This window comes from Streptomyces sp. 71268 (genome assembly GCF_029392895.1).
Classification (GTDB): Bacteria; Actinomycetota; Actinomycetes; order Streptomycetales; family Streptomycetaceae; genus Streptomyces.
Genome location: NZ_CP114200.1, coordinates 5,518,689 through 5,534,780, shown reverse-complemented (window position 1 = coordinate 5,534,780; position 16,092 = coordinate 5,518,689). Strand labels below are relative to the sequence as shown.

Here is a 16,092-nt window from a genome sequence, read left to right as displayed (position 1 = left end):
GGTAGGGCGCCTGGTCGGGGTCGGGCCCGTGGCCGTAGTCGGCGGGGCCGGCCGCGTCGGTCGGGTAGCCGGGCGGGTAGGAGTCGTGGTCCTGCGGTCCGGCGCCCGGCGTTTGGGCGGCCGGCGTCGGCTCGCCCGGGTGCGGCCGGTCGGCCCGCGGGCCTCCCGGGTGCGGGGGCAGCCCGAACCGGTAGGCGCTCATGGTGTATTCGCCGGTTTCCTCGACGCTGTCGTCGCCGACGGTGGGCAGCGTCCACTGCCCGGTCCCGCCGAGCGCGGAGGGCACCGGCCACTGCGCGGTTGCGTGCGGGTCGTGCGGCTGGCCCTGCGCGTCCGCCCCGCCCGCCTCGTGCGCCCCGCCGTCGCCGTACGGGTCGTGCGCGGGGTCCCGCTGGCCGGGGTGGCCCTGCTCGCCGTGGCCGAGGTCGTGTTCGCCCGTGGCCGCGCCCCGCTGCCCGTAGCCGGCCTGACGGTGCTCGCCGCGCGGGAACTCGCCCGCCTCATCGGGGCCGTCGTCGGCGGCGAGCGGGATCGACCACTGTCCGGTCGCGGGCTGGCCGCCCGGCGTCGGGTCGGCGCTCTGATCCGGGCCGTGCGGCAGCGACCAGTGGCCGGTGACGGCCGGGTCGGCGCCGGGCCCGTCGGCGGGTCCGGCGTGCTGCGCGTACGGCTGGTCGTACGGCGTCGCGTACGGCTGCGCGCCCCGCTCGTCGGCGTGCCCGCCGTCCTCGGGGCCGGCGGCCAGCCTCGGCGGCGTGGACTGCGGGTGCCAGTGGGCGCCGGGGGGCGGCGTGTAGCCGGTGCCGGGCGCGGCCAGCGGGTCCCAGCCCTGCGGCAGCGGCGCCGACGGGTCGGCCAGTTCGGGCGGCAGTTGCACGAAGGCGGTGCCCTCGGCGTCGTACTCCGGGCCGCTCGGCATCGGCTGCCAGCCGGCGAACGCCTGCGGCGCGCCGCCGGGCACCCCGTAGCCCGCGTCGGGCGTGCCGTGCTCCGGCTCGTCGGCGCGGCGCGGCTCGGCCTCGGGCCCTGTCGGGTGGCCGGGGCCGCGCGGGTGGTGTTCAGAGGTCATGCGAGCGCCCTCCCCAGTGCTCGGCGGGCCAGGATCGCCACCGTACGCCGCAGGTGGAGGGCGGCGGGCGGCAAGGGGGGGTGGTTCGTGGGCGCCGTCCTCGGGGGCCGGCGGGTCCGGGATGCAGGCGGCGGCCACGTACTCGCCGAAGGCCGCGCGCACCTCGGGGGCCAGGCCGCGGGCGCCGTCCCAGTCGATGAGCGAGGCCACCCACGCCTCGGCGTCCAGCGGGCGCAGCGGCATCGGGGCGACGGCGCCGACCGCGCAGCGCACGCCCCGGCGCGCCGGGTCGAGCACCACGGCCACCGACGCGATGGCGCGGCCGGGGCCGGTGCGGCCGGTGGCCTTGAGGAAGGTCTGCGGGGCGTGCAGCAGCGGAACGCGGACGAAGCCGACCAACTCGCCGGGCCGCAGCATCTCCACGCCCGCCAACAGGTGGCTGACCGGGATCTCGCGGCTGCCGTCGGGGCCGACGATGACGAGGGTCGCCTCAAGCGCGGCGAGCACGGGCAACGCGTCGCCGGTGGGCCCGCTGGTGACGACGTTGCCGCCGAGTGTGCCTGCGTTGCGGATCTGCGGCGGCCCCGCGGCGCGCGCCGCGGCGGCCAGCGCCGGGATCAGCGCGGCGAAGTCGGGACGGCCCATGCGGGCGTGCGTCAGCCCGGCGCCGAGCAGGGCGTGCCCGTCCTGGTACTGCCAGCCGCGGATCTCGCTGATCCGGCCGAGGCCGACCAACGCGGCGGGCCGCAGCAGCCCGGAGTTGACGGCCGCCATCAGATCGGTACCACCCGCGACGGGCACGGCCGCGGGCATGGCGGTCAACGCCGCCACGGCCTCGTCGAGCGAGCCCGGCAGCGTCACCGTGTGCGCTGCGTGCGGTACGTGCGTGGTCAACCAGATGCCCCTTCCCCGGTCCCCGGTGTCCCGGCTGCCAGCCGTACGGTACGTGCTGACGGCCTGGACGTGGCAACTCTGGCACACATCGACGACCCGCCGCCGCGAGGGTCCACGAAGCGGGGATCCACCCCAGAGATGTGGATAGTCCGATTTCACCGAAGTTCCGGACGATTTCCGCTTGCTGGCGGAATGCCACTCTTCAGGGGCTTCGGGGACGCCGCGCGGTTCGCACCGTGTCACGGTCCACCGTGACCTGACGACGGAGCGACCCGCTCCGCGCGCCGACGGGCTCACACGATCGGGGCCGCCCCTCGCTCGGACGTCCGAGCCGGGACGGGCGAGGTCGGGCGGGACCGGGTGGGGACGAGCGAGGCCGGGCAGCGGTGGACGCGCGAAGGCGGGCGGCGCGGGCCGATGCCGCGCCCCGGGACGGGGCGGGCATCCCGGGTCGCCCGTATCACCCACACCGCACATGTCACTGATGCCGCCCATGTCACCCGTGTCATCGATGCGCCCGGGCGCGGCCATGCGCCGGCGGAGCCCGCCGGTGCGCCGCTGCCGCGCAGCCGTGCGCCGGCCGTGCGCGCCCCGGGCGGCCGGGCGCGGCCGGTGGTGAGCGGGGACTGGCCGTCGGGGGGGCCGGCCGGCGCGCGGCCGGAGTCACCGTGGCGCCGGGGCGGGACGCCGGGGCACCCCGACACCGGGTCAGGACGCCCCGCCCGGCCCCGCCCGAGCGCCGGGCGGGGCCGGCCCCTTCGCCGGCGGCCGGGCCGTCAGTCCTTGACCGCCCCGCCGAGGCCCGACACGAGCCGCCGTTGGACCAGGACGAAGAAGACGAGCACCGGGATGGTCATGATCGTCGAGGCCGCCATGATGCCGCCCCAGTCATTGCCCTCGTCCTTGAAGAACACCAGGAGCGCCATCGGGAGCGTGGAGTTCTCGGTCGCGCTGATGATGAAGGACTTGGCGAACAGGAAGTCGTTCCAGGTGGAGATGAAGGAGAACACGCTGGTGGCGATGAGCCCCGGGAGCACCAGCGGGAACAGGATCTGCCACAGGAAGCGGGTGCGGCTCGCGCCGTCCAGGTAGGCGGCCTCCTCAAGGGACTCGGGGACGGCCTTGACGAAGCCGCGCAGCATCCAGATGGCGAACGGCAGCGAGAACGCGATGTGCGGCAGGATCAGCGAGCCGAGCGTGTTCAGGCCGATGCCGGGCACGCTGTCGCCCAGGTCGCGCATGAGGAAGAACATCGGGATGGTCAGCGCCTCGACCGGCACCATCTGCGCCACCAGGAACATGATGAGCACCGTCGTGCGCATCTTGAACTTGAAGCGCGTGACGGCGGTGGCCGCGAGGAAGGCGATCAGGGCCGAGGCGACGACCACGGTGCCGGCGACCAGGAGGCTGTTGAGGAAGTAGCGGCCGAAGTCCTGCTGGTCGAAGACGCGCCGGAACGCGTCGAGGGAGGGGTTCAGGGTCCACGGCCGTGGATTGCTGGACTGTACCTCGCTGGCGGGCTTGAACGCGGAGAGCACCATCCAGTACAGCGGGAAGGCGACCACCACGGCGATGAGCACGGCCGCGGCCTCGGCGGCCAGCCGCCACGGCCGGCGCACGCGCAGCCGCGAGCCGCGCCGTGGCCGGTCGGCCGGTGCCTTGGTGACGGGCCGGTCGGCGGGCGCGGGGCGGGCGGAGCCGGCGTCCGCGGACGAGGGGCTCGCGGTCGAGGGGCTCACAGCTCTTCTCCTTGCCTGCGCAGCAGCCGCAGATAGATCAGCGTCACGGCGAGCAGGATCAGCAGCATCACGATGCCGATGGCCGAGCCGAGGCTGTATTGCGAGGAAGCGAACGCCTTCTGGTAGGCGTACACGTTCAGCACCAGGTTCTGGCCGGCGATGCCGCCACCGTTGGTCATCACGTAGATCTGCGTGAACACCTTGAAGTCCCAGATGATGGACTGGATGGTGACCACGACCAGGATGGGCCGCAGCATCGGCGCCATGACGCTGCGCCAGATGCGCCAGTTGGACGCGCCGTCCAGCGAGGCCGCTTCGAGCACCTCGCCGGGGATGGCCTTGATGCCCGCGTACACCGTCACCATGACCAGCGGGAACGAGCACCACACGACCTCGAAGAGGACCAGCGCGAAGGCGCTGTAGCGGTCGTAGGTCCAGGAGAAGTCCTCGAAGCCGGACAGGCCCACCCAGACGAGCATCTTGTTGACCGGGCCGAAGTCGGGGTCGAAGAGGAAGACCCAGACCGTCGAGCCGGTGATGGCCGGGGTCGCCCAGGCGCCGAGCGCGGCGAGCATCAGCGCCAGTCGGGGTACCGCGCGGATACGGGTGAGCAGCACGGCCAGCCCGCAGCCGACCACGAGGGTGGAGAGGACGCAGACCGCGGCGAACACCAGGGTGGCGACCAGCACCTCCCAGAACTGCCGATCGCTGAAGAGTTCGGTGTAGTTGGCGAAGCCCTGGAAGGTGGCCGGCTCGCCGCCGCTGACCTGGGCCTGGGTGTACTCCAGGAAGGAGATCAGGCCGAGTTGGTAGATCGGGTAGACGAGCAGCGCGGCCAGCACGATCAGGGCCGGTGCCAGGTAGAGCCACGGCGTCCAGCGCGAGGCGCCGAGCCCGCCGGGGCTGGTGCCGGACTTCGGTGCGCGGGGGCCCGCGCCGCCGCGCCGCCCGCCCTTCGCCACGGCGGACACCGGGGCGGGGGCGGCAGCGGCGGCGGCCGGGGCGGGCGACGCGGGGGCGCCGGGGGCCGGGGAGGAGGAGTCGGGGGACATCACTGGCTCACTCAGCCCGCTTCGGTGAAGGCGGCGTCCATCTTCTTGCGCGCCTCGTCGGCCGCCGCGTCCACGTCCTTACGACCGCTGACGATCTGCTGGAACATCGTCGGCAGCACCAGGCCCGCGTCGATGGCGGCCCAGCCGGGCGACGCGGGGACGAACTTCGCCACGTCCAGGGTCTTCACGAACGGCGCCGCGAACGGCTCACGCGCCGCGGCCTCCTTGCGCACGTCGGTGTAGGTGGGCAGGAAACCCATCGCGTCGAAGAGCGCGCCCTGCGTCTTCTTGCTGGTGAGCGACTGCATCAGGTCAAGGCCGAGGGTGCGGTGCGAACTGCTCTTGAGCAGCCCGATGTTGTTTCCGCCCGCGAACGCCGGAGCAATCTCGCCGGCCTTCTTGCCGGGCAGCGGAACCACGGCGTACTTGCCCTTGACCTTGCTCGCCTCGATGGCCGGGTGGTTGAAGTTACCGGCGATGGCCATGCCCGCCTTGCCGGAAGCGAACGCCTCGACGGTGTCGTTGCCGCCCATCTCGGCGCACTTGTTGGCCGGGCAGTTCTGGTCGCCGAACAGCGCGGTGTACGCCTTGATGCCGGCCTTCGACTGCGCGCTGTCGATGGTCGAGCGGTAGGCGCCGTCCTTCTCGGAGGCCAACTCGCCGCCGTTCGACCACAGGAAGGGCATCGCGCCGTAGGTGTACGCGCCGCCCACCGCGAGTCCGTACAGGTCCTTGCGCTCGGCCCGGATCTTCTCCGCGGTGTTGACCAACTCCTCCTGGGTAGTCGGCGGCTTGAGGCCGAGGTCCTTGAAGACGTCGGTGCGGTAGTGGAGCGCGCGCACGCCGACGAAGAGCGGGGAGCCGTACGTCTTGCCCTTGACGGTCACCGACTCCTTGGCCGTGGCGTCGGTGTCCTTGCTCTGCGGCCAGCTCGCGAACTCCTCGCTGATGTCCGCGAGGCCGCCGTCCTGCACGTAGCCGGCCGTGTCCGTGTTGCCGTACTCGATCAGGTCAGGGGCGCTCTTCGGGTCGTTGAACGCGGCCTTGATCTTCTCGGCCCGGGTGTTGATCGGGATGTAGGTGACGTCCACGTCGACGTCCTTGTGCTTGCCGCGGAAGTCCGCCACGGCCTGGTCGACGACCTTCTTCTTGGGGTCGTTGTCCACCTCCTGGAAGAGCCAGACGCGCAGCGTGCCGCTCTTGTCGTCCTTCTTCGCCTCGTTGTCCGAGGTGGACGGGGCGCAGGCGGTGGCGGTGAGGCCGGCCGTGACAAGTGCCGCCACCGGCGCGGCTATTCGAGCAAAGACGTTCATATACGGAAACCCCCACGGAGTGGCGTTGCACGATGCGCAACGCCCGTTTCGCTTTGCACAATACGGAGGAGGTTAAGGGCCGTTGTCTGGCCGTACAAGAGGTCCCGACCACTTCGTGACCGGCAAAAAGTGTCCACAAGGCCCGGCATGTCGACATGCGTTGGCCGCGCGACCGGCCAGCCCGGCCGGCGACGCCCGCCCCCGGCCCGGCCCGACGGACCCGCAACGGGGACGGCGACCGGCCCACGCGCGGACCCGGGCGAGGGAAGGACAGGAGGAGGGAGGAATCCACCGGGCGGCCCGGCCACCTCCACCTGATCGAGGGACCGGCTACCGGTCAACGCGGAGCGCGGCGCGGCGCGTTGGTCGCGGCGGTACGGGTCTCGGCGGCACGGGAAGCGGCGGTGTGACGACGCGTCGTGGTGGCGGCGGCGCCGGGGCCGTGGCGGCGACGGGGCGTGGCGCGGCGCGGAGCGTACGGGGAGGCGTACGCGAGGGGGTGCGGGGCCGGGTTACTCCGGGAAGCGCTCGCCGGGGTAGGCCGGCTCGGGGAACGGCACGGCTTCGAGGCGGGCGCCGGCCGCGCCGAGCCTGGCCACCACCTGCTCCCAGTCGGGCCAGCAGGCGTGCATCCGGCGGAGCAGGCGGGGGCTGGCGACCAGGACGACGTCGCAGCCGGGGTCGTCCGCCCACTCCAGGAGCCTGTCCATGGACGCCTGGAGCACGGAGAACACGCTGCTGCCCACGGGCTGGTAGCCCCGCTCGGCGGCGAGTCGGCCGCACTGCTGCAGTTGCGCGTCCCAGTCCTTGTCGAACTGGCTGAAGGTCGGCGAACCCTCGTCGGACTCGTCGACCTCCCGGGCCCCGAAGACCAGATACGCCGCCCGTTCCACCCGCCCGCTCATGGCAGCGACCTTACTGCCCGGCCCGGCCCGACAACACCGCGCGCCCGGCCCGTATCCGCTCGGGATACGGGCCGGGCGCGCGGGCAGCCTCCGGGCGCGGGCGGCGTGAGCCGGCAGCGGCTACTTCTTGCCGTCCTTACCGCCCTTGCCGTCCTTGCCCTTGTCGCCTCCGGCACCCATGCCCTCGAAGATCTCCTTGCACATGGGACACACCGGGTACTTCTTCGGGTCACGGCCGGGGACCCAGACCTTGCCGCAGAGTGCGACGACGGGAGATCCGGAGAGCGCGCTCTCCATGATCTTGTCCTTCTGTACGTAATGGGCGAAGCGCTCGTGGTCGCCGTCGCCGTTCGACACCTGCGGCGTCGGCTCGACGAGGGTGCCGGTACCTGCCCCGCGCTCGGGCTCGGGCTGAAGAGGAGTGCTCATACAGCCCAAGGGTACTCACGCCTGGGGTGTGCCCGGCGCCCCACCGTCCACAACACGCGCCGGGCCCGCGCCGCCGGCCCCGCACCCCGCCCCGTCGCCGCCCGCTCGCGCGACCTCGCCAACCGCCCCCGCCACGCCGGCGCCTGCCGCGCCCGCGTCCGCCGCGCCCGCGCCTCGCGCGCGGGCCGCCCCGGCGCCCGCCGCGCGCCCCGTGCCCAGGTGCAGCAGCAGGCTGAGGCCGAGGATCGCGGCGGCGGCCCAGGGCAGCGCGTCGCCGGGCAGGCCCGCCGCGAGCGCCAGGCCGCCGAGGGCGGAGCCGACGGCGCTGCCGAGGTAGAGGGCGGAGTTGTTGAGCGCGAGCGCCACCGTGCCGCGCCGCGCGCTGACGGCGAGCAGTTGGTGCTGCTGCGGCACCTGGAGCGCCCAGCCGCCCGCGCCCCACACCACCAGGGCCGCGCCGACCAGCAGCGGCACGCCGGCGACCGGGGCGAGCACCAGGTGCGCCACGCCCACGGCGGTGAGCAGGGCCGCGACCAGCGCCCGCACCCGCCCCGTACGGTCCACCAGCGGCCCGATCAGCAGGCTGCCCAGCACGCCGCCGGCGCCCCAGGCCCACAGGTAGGGGGCGATGCCCTCGATGTCGCCGGCCGCTTCGAGCACCGGGGCCAGGTAGGTGTACAGGCCCAGGCTGGCGACGGCGCCCAGGAAGGAGACGCCGACCACCCGGGCGACGGCCGGGTCGGCGATGGCCCCGAGCCGCGCCCTGGCCGGCACCGGGGGCTCGGCCGGAACCTGCGGCAGCAGCACCGCGAGCCCGCCGATGGCGACCGCGCCCAACGCCGTGACCAGGCCCATCGTGGCCCGCCACGACGCGTGCTCGGCGAGCAGCACGCCCAGCGGCACGCCCAGCACGGTGCCGGTGCTCATGCCGCCCATCACCAGGGCCAGCGCCTTGCCCCGCCGCTCGGCCGGCACCAACGCCGAGGCCGCGGCGGTGGACAGCGCCGCGTACACCCCGGCCCCGGCGCCCGCCACGACGCGCGAGGCGAGCAGCAGCGCGAGCGAGGGCGCCACGGCGGTGAGCCCGTTGCCCAGCGTGAAGACGGCGAGGGCGACCAGGATCACCGTCTTCGGCCTGGCGCCCGTGAGCAGCCCGGCCACCAGCGGCGCGGACAGCGCGTGCGCGAGGGTGAAGGCCGTGACCATCTGGCCGGCCAGCGACACGGTGGTGTCGAGGTCGTCGGCGACCACGGGCAACAGCCCGGCCATCACGTACGCGTCCAGGCCGAGGGTGAACGCCCCCAGCGCGAGCAGCGAAACCTTGCGCACAGTGCGCTCCTTGAGGTTGACGGTCGTGGGTGACCGGCGGCCCTGCCCCGCCCGGCAGGCCCAGCCGGAACGGGGCGGCGGGCCGGAAGCGTAGGCACTCTCCGGATCGCCGGGGAAATGCCGGAGCGCGGGCACTTATGCTCGGGAGGCATGAGTGGTGACGAGCGGTCCGAGGAGAACGGCGACGAGGCGCGGGGGCCGGTGGCCGCGGGGCCGCTCGGCCTGCCCGACGTGGAGTTGCGGCACCTGCGCGGCTTCGTGGCCGTGGCCGACGAGCGCAACTTCACGCACGCCGCGCGCCTGCTCGGCATCGGACAGCCCGCGCTCACCCGCACCGTGCGGGCCCTTGAGGAGGCCGTGGGCGCCCGCCTGCTGGAGCGCAGCACCCGCCACGTCGCGCTCACCGACGCCGGTCAGCGGCTCTACGCGGAGCTGGGCGTGCTGCTCCCCCGGCTCGGCGAGGCGCTGCGCGCGCCCTGCCGGCACGCCAGGCTGCGACTCGGCTTCACCTCGCTGCTACCGCTCGCCTGCGCCGGGCTGACCACGGCCTTCGAGTCCGCGACCGGCGCCCGGGTGCGCCTGGTGCGCCGGGACACCCCGCTGGCCGGCCTGGACACCGGCGACTGCGACGTGGCGGTGGTACGTGGCGAGGTGCCGCCGGACCGGCGGGCCGAGGTGCGCAGCAAGGTGGTCGCCCACGAGGCGCGGGTCGCGGTCGTCGCGCGCGACGCCACGGGGGCGGCGGCCCCGGTGGCCCGCCGCCGCGTCCTGGACTGGACCGAACTGGCTGACCTGCCGCTGGTGGTCAACACCGTCACCGGCACCACCCGCCCCGAGCTGTGGCCCGCGGACCGGCGCCCCACCCTGGCGTGCACCAGCGGCAACTTCGACGAATGGCTGGAGGCGGTGGCCGCCGGCCACGGCATCGGCGTGGCACCGGAGTCGGTCGCCCAGCGCCACACGCACCCCGGCATCCGCTTCGTACGGCTGAAGAACGCTCCCCAGGTCGCCGTCCACCTGGCCGTCCCGGCCCGTGGCGCCCACCCGCTGGCGGCCCAGTACTACGCCATGACCAGCGCGAACTGGCCCGCCAGCGACTGAGCCCGGGAGCAGCCGGGCCCGGGCGGCGGGTGCGCACCGGGCCCGGCCCGGCGTCAGCGCCAGCGGTTGTTGCTGGTGTGGTCACCGGCGAGCCAGCGGTCGAGGTCGGCGTGTGCCGTCGTACGCCGCTCGGCGTCGATCCGCTCCGCGTCGGGGTGGTCGACGACGAACTCCAGCATCAGCGCGTTGGGGTCCGTGATGTAGAGCGAGACGCAGAAGCCGTGGTCGATCACATAGGTGTCCGGCTCCGTGTAGCCGGCCTCGGCGATGCGAGCCCGCAGCGCGTCCTGGGCCTCCTGCTCGACCTTGAAGGCGATGTGCCGGAACGGGGTGAAGTGGATGTCGGTCGCGAACTCCTTGTGGTCCGCCGCGTCGGCGAACTGGAAGAAGGCCAGGGCGCCGCCGTCGGCGAGACCGTAGAAGGTGTGGGAGTAGGCGCGCTCGGCGCCGAACAAGACGTCGCGCTCGCTCCAGGTGGCGACCAGCGGCAGACCGATCACGTCCTCGTAGAAGCGTCGGGTGGCTTCCTGGTCGTCGGTGATCCACGCGTGGTGGTGGAGGCGCAGCGGGAGGGTTTGACTCATGGCGGATCAGCTCCTTTGTCGAACCTCGGGCAAGGCGGGGGGCGGTCCTGGTCGACCGCCGACCGCCAGCTCCACTGCCCAGGATGCGACAAGCTGGTTTAACGTTGAACTAATTTCCGCCACGACTCCCCTCACCCGAAACGACACTTTCCCCAGGGGCCTGACCTGTGAAAACGGAAATTCCATAGCGAGCGCCGAGCAGAACCGCCCCCTCGCCCACCAGGCCGGCCACGCCCCCCGACGGGCGCCCCGACCTGGCCACACTCCGGCCGCATGGCTATTCGCCAACGGGGCGCACCTGTGTCCGCATCCAGCGGGCCGACCCCGCCGAACGCCCGCGCCACACCGCCCCGGTCAACAGGCCGTCCGCCCCGTTCGCAGGCCGCCGGCAGCAGTCGGGCGGGACACCCCGCCACCGTCAGTTGAGCGAGGCGTCGTCTGGGTACGTGGCCACCATGGCCAACTCGCTGCGCTGACGCCGCAACACGGAGCGCCACAACCGCTCCGGATCGGGCGACGACACGTCGCCGGGCTCCGACTCCACGACGTACCACGCGCCCTCGACCAGTTCCTCTTCCAACTGGCCGGGGCCCCACCCCGCGTACCCCGCGAAGATCCGCAACGAGCCGACCGCCGAGGCGAGCAGCTCCGGCGGGGCCTCCAGGTCAACGAGGCCGATCGCGCCGTGCACCCGGCGCCAGCCGATGGGGTCGCCCCGGCGCACGCGCGCCCGGGAGCGGGCGGCCGCCCCCTCGCCGGTCGGCGGCGGGCCGGGCTCCCGCACCCGGTCACCCTCGATCGACTCGCCCGGCACGACGGCGACGCCGAGCGCCGAGTCCAGCGACACCGGCCCGCCCTGGAACACCACGCCCGGCTCGCCCGCCAGCGCGGCCCACGATTCGAGGATGTCGCCGACGCCGACCGGCGTCGGCCGGTTGAGCACTACGCCGAGCGAGCCCTCCTCGTCATGGTCGAGCAGGAGCACGACGGCACGGTCGAAGTTCGGGTCGGCAAGCGCCGGCGTGGCGACGAGCAACCGTCCTGTGAGCGAGGACACCTCGGTCATGCGCACATGATCCCGCATTTCCGGCTCATACGGGGGGTGGAAGCCAAGTCCCGACCCGGGAGCAGGTGGGGCGTACGACAGCAGCGACGGCGCACATCACGGAGAGTCGAGGGCCGAACACCCTTCGCACACACGAGGGCGGAGGCCGGTGGCCGAGAGCCGATCGAGCTTACGGAGCGGCTCCCGTTGGCCATTACCCTTTCCTTTTGCCCCCCTTGCTCATCAAGGCCCATCCCAGGAACGCGAGACTTATGACCGGCACCGACGATGTACTCCTTGTCCACGGCGGCACCCCGCTGGAGGGCGAGATCCGGGCCCGGGGCGCGAAGAACCTCGTGCCCAAGGCCATGGTCGCCGCACTGCTCGGCAGCGGGCCCAGCCGGCTGCGCAACGTGCCCGACATCCGTGACGTACGCGTCGTGCGCGGGCTGCTGCAGCTCCACGGGGTGACGGTGCGCCCCGGGGAAGAGGCGGGCGAGCTGGTGTTGGACCCGTCACACGTGGAGAGCGCCAACGTCGCGGACATCGACGCACACGCCGGTTCGTCGCGCATCCCGATCCTGTTCTGCGGCCCGCTGCTGCACCGTCTCGGCCACGCCTTCATCCCCGGGCTCGGCGGCTGCGACATCGGCGGCCGGCCGATCGACTTCCACTTCGAGGTGTTGCGGCAGTTCGGCGCGACCATCGAGAAGCGGGCCGACGGCCAGTACCTGGAGGCCCCGCAGCGGCTGCGCGGCTGCAAGATCCGGCTGCCGTACCCGTCGGTCGGCTCCACCGAGCAGGTGCTGCTGACGGCGGTGCTGGCGGAGGGCGTCACCGAGCTGTCCAACGCGGCGGTCGAGCCGGAGATCGAGGACCTCATCTGCGTACTGCAGAAGATGGGCGCGATCATCTCCATGGACACCGACCGCACCATCCGGATCACCGGCGTGGACCGGCTCGGCGGCTACAACCACCGCGCCCTGCCGGACCGCCTGGAGGCCGCGTCCTGGGCCAGCGCCGCGCTCGCCACCGAGGGCAACATCTACGTCCGGGGCGCCCAGCAGCGCTCCATGATGACCTTCCTCAACACCTACCGGAAGGTCGGCGGCGCCTTCGAGATCGACGACGAGGGCATCCGCTTCTGGCACCCCGGCGGCCCGCTGAACGCCATCGCCCTGGAGACCGACGTCCACCCCGGCTTCCAGACCGACTGGCAGCAGCCGCTGGTCGTCGCGCTGACCCAGGCGTCGGGCCTGTCGATCGTGCACGAGACGGTGTACGAGTCCCGGCTCGGCTTCACCTCGGCGCTGAACCAGATGGGCGCCCACATCCAGCTCTACCGCGAGTGCCTCGGCGGCTCCGCCTGCCGCTTCGGCCAGCGCAACTTCCTGCACTCCGCGGTCGTCTCCGGACCCACCAAGCTGCAGGGCGCCGACCTGGTCATCCCCGACCTGCGCGGCGGCTTCTCGTACCTGATCGCCGCGCTGGCGGCGCAGGGCACCTCCCGGGTGCACGGCATCGACCTGATCAACCGGGGCTACGAGAACTTCATGAGCAAGCTGGGCGACCTGGGCGCGAAGGTGGAGCTGCCGGGCGCCGGCGCCCGCTGACGCCCACCGGTCGCCCCCGCGCGCCGGTCACCCCGCGCACCACACGCCGCCGCCCCGCCCCGGGCCGTACGCCCGGAGCGGGGCGGCGCGCTGTCGTGCGCCGGGCCTCGGGCGCCCAGCGGCGCGAGCCGTCGGGCGGGGCATAAGACCGCCGGCTGTGGGCCGCAGGGCGTGAGCCGTGGGCCGCAGGGCCGCTCGCGCATCGCGGAGGCGGCGGGTCCGCTAAGAACGATCATGGCCGTAAACAGCCGCTCGATCGCGCTCACAGCGAATGTTTTCAGCCAGCCTCCGCGCCCGCCCCGAACCGCCCGTCCAGCCCCGTGCGAACCGCCACCGGGCCCCGCTCCCCCGCCCCGGAGTAAGCCGAAAGAGCGCCCCGCGACGGGCCCCGTCCGCCACCCCGCGCCGCCCGGCCGGGCCCGCCGTGGCGTCGACACCCGGCCCCACTGGCCCAGTCACCCGCCCCGCCGGGGCGGCTTTCCGTGGGCCGACGGAACGGCCCCGTCCGTCGCCGCGGGCCCGCCCGCCGGGCTCCCCGGCCGGCGCGCGCCCCAAAGCCGCCCCAGGCCGCCTCACAGGGCCTTTTCGTACGCCTCTCGTACGCCCACAGGACGCTGGAAGCACACCTTCCGGCGCCCGGTGGACCGCTGGCCGGCGCGAAGGGGGCCAGTGGGCGGTGGAGCGGGGCGGGCCGGATGGCGCGGCGGGCGGGAGAAGTGGCCCACGCCACACGGGGTGGACACACGGCAGGGGCGGCCACCCGATGTGGGTGGCCGCCCCTGCCGTGTGTGTCGGGACTCAGCCCTTGGCGGCTTCCTTGAGCTTGGAGCCCGCGGAGACCTTCACGCTGTAACCGGCCGGGATCTGGATGGGGTCGCCGGTCTGCGGGTTGCGCGCGGTACGAGCGGCACGGTGGGTGCGCTCGAAGGTCAGGAAGCCGGGGATGGTGACCTTCTCGTCGCCCTTAGCAACGACCTCACCGACGGTCTCGGCGAGCGCGGCCAGCACGGCGTCCGCGTCCTTACGAGTCACCTCGGCGCGGTCGGCCAGCGCGGCCACCAGCTCACTGCGGTTCATGTTGTACTCCCGTGTTCTTCTTGCCAATGAGGCGTGAGATCGAAGCCGATGCTGCCAGGGCCCTCGGACAGTCCCCGGACCCGGGTCCGATCTTTCGATCTTTCCGCGCCCTTGGGGGTCCCCCCTGGACTTCAGTCCTCGGGGGAGCATCCTGCCCGCACCTATGGCGCGAAAGCCAATCCGGCACCCTGGGGAGTCACACGAAAAGCGCCACTGCCTCATTGTGATGACGCTCCGTCCGCTCCTGGCAGCACACCGCAGGGTTCGCTTCGCGTCTTGCTCAGGGGCTGCGGCCGTTGTGCTGCCCGCCACCCTACGGCCGCCCGAGCGACCCCTCGCACCGCGACGCGCCGTGCCTAGACCGCCGTGGTGCCGGTCACAGCCTTGGCGGCGTCCCGTACGGCACCGGCCACCGCGCCCGCGACCTTGTCGTTGAAGACGGACGGGATGATGTAGTTCGCGTTCAGTTCGTCGTCGAGCACCACGTCGGCCAGGGCCCGGGCGGCGGCCAGCATCATCTTCGTGTTCACCGTGCGTGACTGCGCGTCGAGCAGACCGCGGAAGACGCCCGGGAAGACGAGCACGTTGTTGATCTGGTTCGGGAAGTCCGAGCGGCCCGTGGCGACCACGGACGCGGTCTGCCTGGCCACCGCCGGGTCCACCTCGGGGTCCGGGTTGGCCAGCGCGAAGACGATCGCGCCCTCGGCCATCGCGGCCACGTCCTCGCCGCCGAGCACGTTGGGCGCGCTGACGCCGATGAAGACGTCCGCGCCGACGACGGCCTCCTTGAGGGTGCCGGTGACGTTCTCCGGGTTGGTGTTGTCCGCGATCCAGCGCAGCGGCGAGTCCGGGTCGGCGTCCACGAGGTCGTGCCGCCCGGAGTGCACCACGCCGTGGATGTCGGCGACGACCGCGTGCCGCACGCCGGCCGCGATGAGCAGCTTCAGGATGGCCGTACCGGCCGCGCCCGCGCCGGACATGACGACCCGTACGTCCTCGGTCTTCTTGCCCACCACGCGCAGCGCGTTGGTCAGCGCCGCGAGCACCACGATGGCCGTGCCGTGCTGGTCGTCGTGGAAGACCGGGATATCGAGCGCCTCGCGCAGCCGGGCCTCGATCTCGAAGCAGCGGGGCGCCGAGATGTCCTCCAGGTTGATGCCGGCGAAGCCCGGCGCGACGGCCTTGACGATCTCCACGATGGCGTCGGTGTCCTGGGTGTCCAGGCACAGCGGCCACGCGTCGATCCCGGCGAACCGCTTGAACAGCGCGGCCTTGCCCTCCATGACCGGCAGCGCGGCCTTGGGACCGATGTTGCCGAGGCCGAGCACGGCGGAGCCGTCGGTGACCACGGCGACGCTGTTGCGCTTGATGGTGAGCCGGCGCGCGTCCTCGGGATTCTCGGCGATGGCCTGGCAGACCCGGGCGACGCCGGGTGTGTAGATCATGGAGAGGTCGTCACGGTTGCGGATCGGGTGCTTGGACGACATCTCGATCTTGCCGCCGAGGTGCATGAGGAACGTACGGTCCGAGACCTTGCCCAGGGCCACGCCCTCGATGCCGCGCAGCTTCTCGACGATCTCGTCGGCGTGCGCGGTGGACGTCGCGGCGATGGTGACGTCGATCCGCAGCTTCTCGTGTCCCGAGGCGGTGACGTCGAGGCCGGTGACCGATCCGCCGGAGGACTCCACGGCGGTGGTGAGCTGGCTGACCGCGGTCCCGCTCGCGGGGACCTCCAGCCGGACCGTCATCGAGTACGAGACGCTAGGCGCCGTTGCCATGGCCGACTTCCTCTGCTTTCCCTTGTTCCCTTGGAACGCGGCCACGCCGGGCGGGCCGCGTCTGTTGATGCTCCCACTTACCAGTCGGTACTCGGTAACCACCCCACGTCCAGCAGATGGCGGAAACGGCTTTCCACGATACGAGATCATCTGAACCGCCCGGA

12 protein-coding genes and 1 pseudogene are annotated in these 16,092 nt (G+C 73.1%); 2 read left to right on the top strand and 11 right to left on the bottom strand.

Features of this window, described 5'->3' with window-relative positions:
• Positions 1–1,065 precede the first annotated feature (1,065 nt).
• The 7 genes and pseudogenes from OYE22_RS21845 to OYE22_RS21815 all read right to left on the bottom strand — a co-directional run bounded on the left by OYE22_RS21845 (position 1,066) and on the right by OYE22_RS21815 (position 8,730).
• Positions 1,066–1,963, bottom strand: a pseudogene (locus OYE22_RS21845) (FAD binding domain-containing protein).
• A 776-nt stretch (positions 1,964–2,739) separates the two neighbouring features.
• Positions 2,740–3,588 (bottom strand): carbohydrate ABC transporter permease, encoded by an 849-nt coding sequence (locus tag OYE22_RS21840; RefSeq protein ID WP_187063086.1) that lies wholly within the window; start codon positions 3,586–3,588, stop codon positions 2,740–2,742.
• A gap of 110 nt (positions 3,589–3,698) precedes the next feature.
• Positions 3,699–4,754: a sugar ABC transporter permease gene (locus tag OYE22_RS21835; protein WP_277321984.1), complete on the bottom strand. Its 1,056-nt coding sequence runs from the start codon at positions 4,752–4,754 to the stop codon at positions 3,699–3,701.
• Positions 4,755–4,765: 11 nt separating this feature from the next.
• A complete protein-coding gene (locus OYE22_RS21830) occupies positions 4,766–6,067 on the bottom strand; it encodes an extracellular solute-binding protein (protein WP_277321983.1) in 1,302 nt (433 codons plus the stop codon).
• Between the two features lie 512 nt (positions 6,068–6,579).
• Complete coding sequence (locus OYE22_RS21825) at positions 6,580–6,972, bottom strand: hypothetical protein (RefSeq protein WP_277321982.1); 393 nt, start codon at positions 6,970–6,972, stop codon at positions 6,580–6,582.
• Between the two features lie 120 nt (positions 6,973–7,092).
• Positions 7,093–7,401 (bottom strand): DUF3039 domain-containing protein, encoded by a 309-nt coding sequence (locus OYE22_RS21820; RefSeq protein ID WP_176161892.1) that lies wholly within the window; start codon positions 7,399–7,401, stop codon positions 7,093–7,095.
• Positions 7,402–7,416: 15 nt separating this feature from the next.
• Positions 7,417–8,730, bottom strand: a complete 1,314-nt coding sequence (locus OYE22_RS21815; protein WP_277321981.1) for an MFS transporter — start codon at positions 8,728–8,730, stop codon at positions 7,417–7,419.
• Positions 8,731–8,880: 150 nt separating this feature from the next.
• On the opposite strand from OYE22_RS21815, the gene OYE22_RS21810 reads away from it, so the two are divergent.
• Entirely contained in the window at positions 8,881–9,831 is a 951-nt protein-coding gene (locus OYE22_RS21810; protein WP_277321980.1) for a LysR family transcriptional regulator, read from the top strand.
• Positions 9,832–9,884: 53 nt separating this feature from the next.
• On the opposite strand, the gene OYE22_RS21805 is transcribed toward OYE22_RS21810, so the two are convergent.
• Both OYE22_RS21805 and OYE22_RS21800 read right to left on the bottom strand, forming a co-directional pair.
• Positions 9,885–10,415, bottom strand: a complete 531-nt coding sequence (locus OYE22_RS21805) for a VOC family protein (protein WP_277321979.1) — start codon at positions 10,413–10,415, stop codon at positions 9,885–9,887.
• 418 nt (positions 10,416–10,833) lie between these two features.
• Positions 10,834–11,481 carry a YqgE/AlgH family protein gene (locus OYE22_RS21800; RefSeq protein ID WP_277321978.1) on the bottom strand — a complete coding sequence of 216 codons (648 nt, stop codon included), beginning with the start codon at positions 11,479–11,481 and terminating at the stop codon, positions 10,834–10,836.
• A gap of 251 nt (positions 11,482–11,732) precedes the next feature.
• Here OYE22_RS21800 and murA point away from each other — a divergent pair, with 251 nt between their 5' ends.
• Positions 11,733–13,073, top strand: a complete 1,341-nt coding sequence (murA, locus tag OYE22_RS21795; RefSeq protein WP_176161897.1) for a UDP-N-acetylglucosamine 1-carboxyvinyltransferase — start codon at positions 11,733–11,735, stop codon at positions 13,071–13,073.
• 798 nt (positions 13,074–13,871) lie between these two features.
• Here murA and OYE22_RS21790 read toward each other — a convergent pair.
• Together OYE22_RS21790 and OYE22_RS21785 are read right to left on the bottom strand one after the other, a co-directional pair.
• Positions 13,872–14,150 (bottom strand): HU family DNA-binding protein, encoded by a 279-nt coding sequence (locus OYE22_RS21790; RefSeq protein ID WP_176161898.1) that lies wholly within the window; start codon positions 14,148–14,150, stop codon positions 13,872–13,874.
• Positions 14,151–14,506: 356 nt separating this feature from the next.
• Positions 14,507–15,928 (bottom strand): NAD-dependent malic enzyme, encoded by a 1,422-nt coding sequence (locus OYE22_RS21785; RefSeq protein WP_277321977.1) that lies wholly within the window; start codon positions 15,926–15,928, stop codon positions 14,507–14,509.
• Positions 15,929–16,092: the final 164 nt, after the last annotated feature.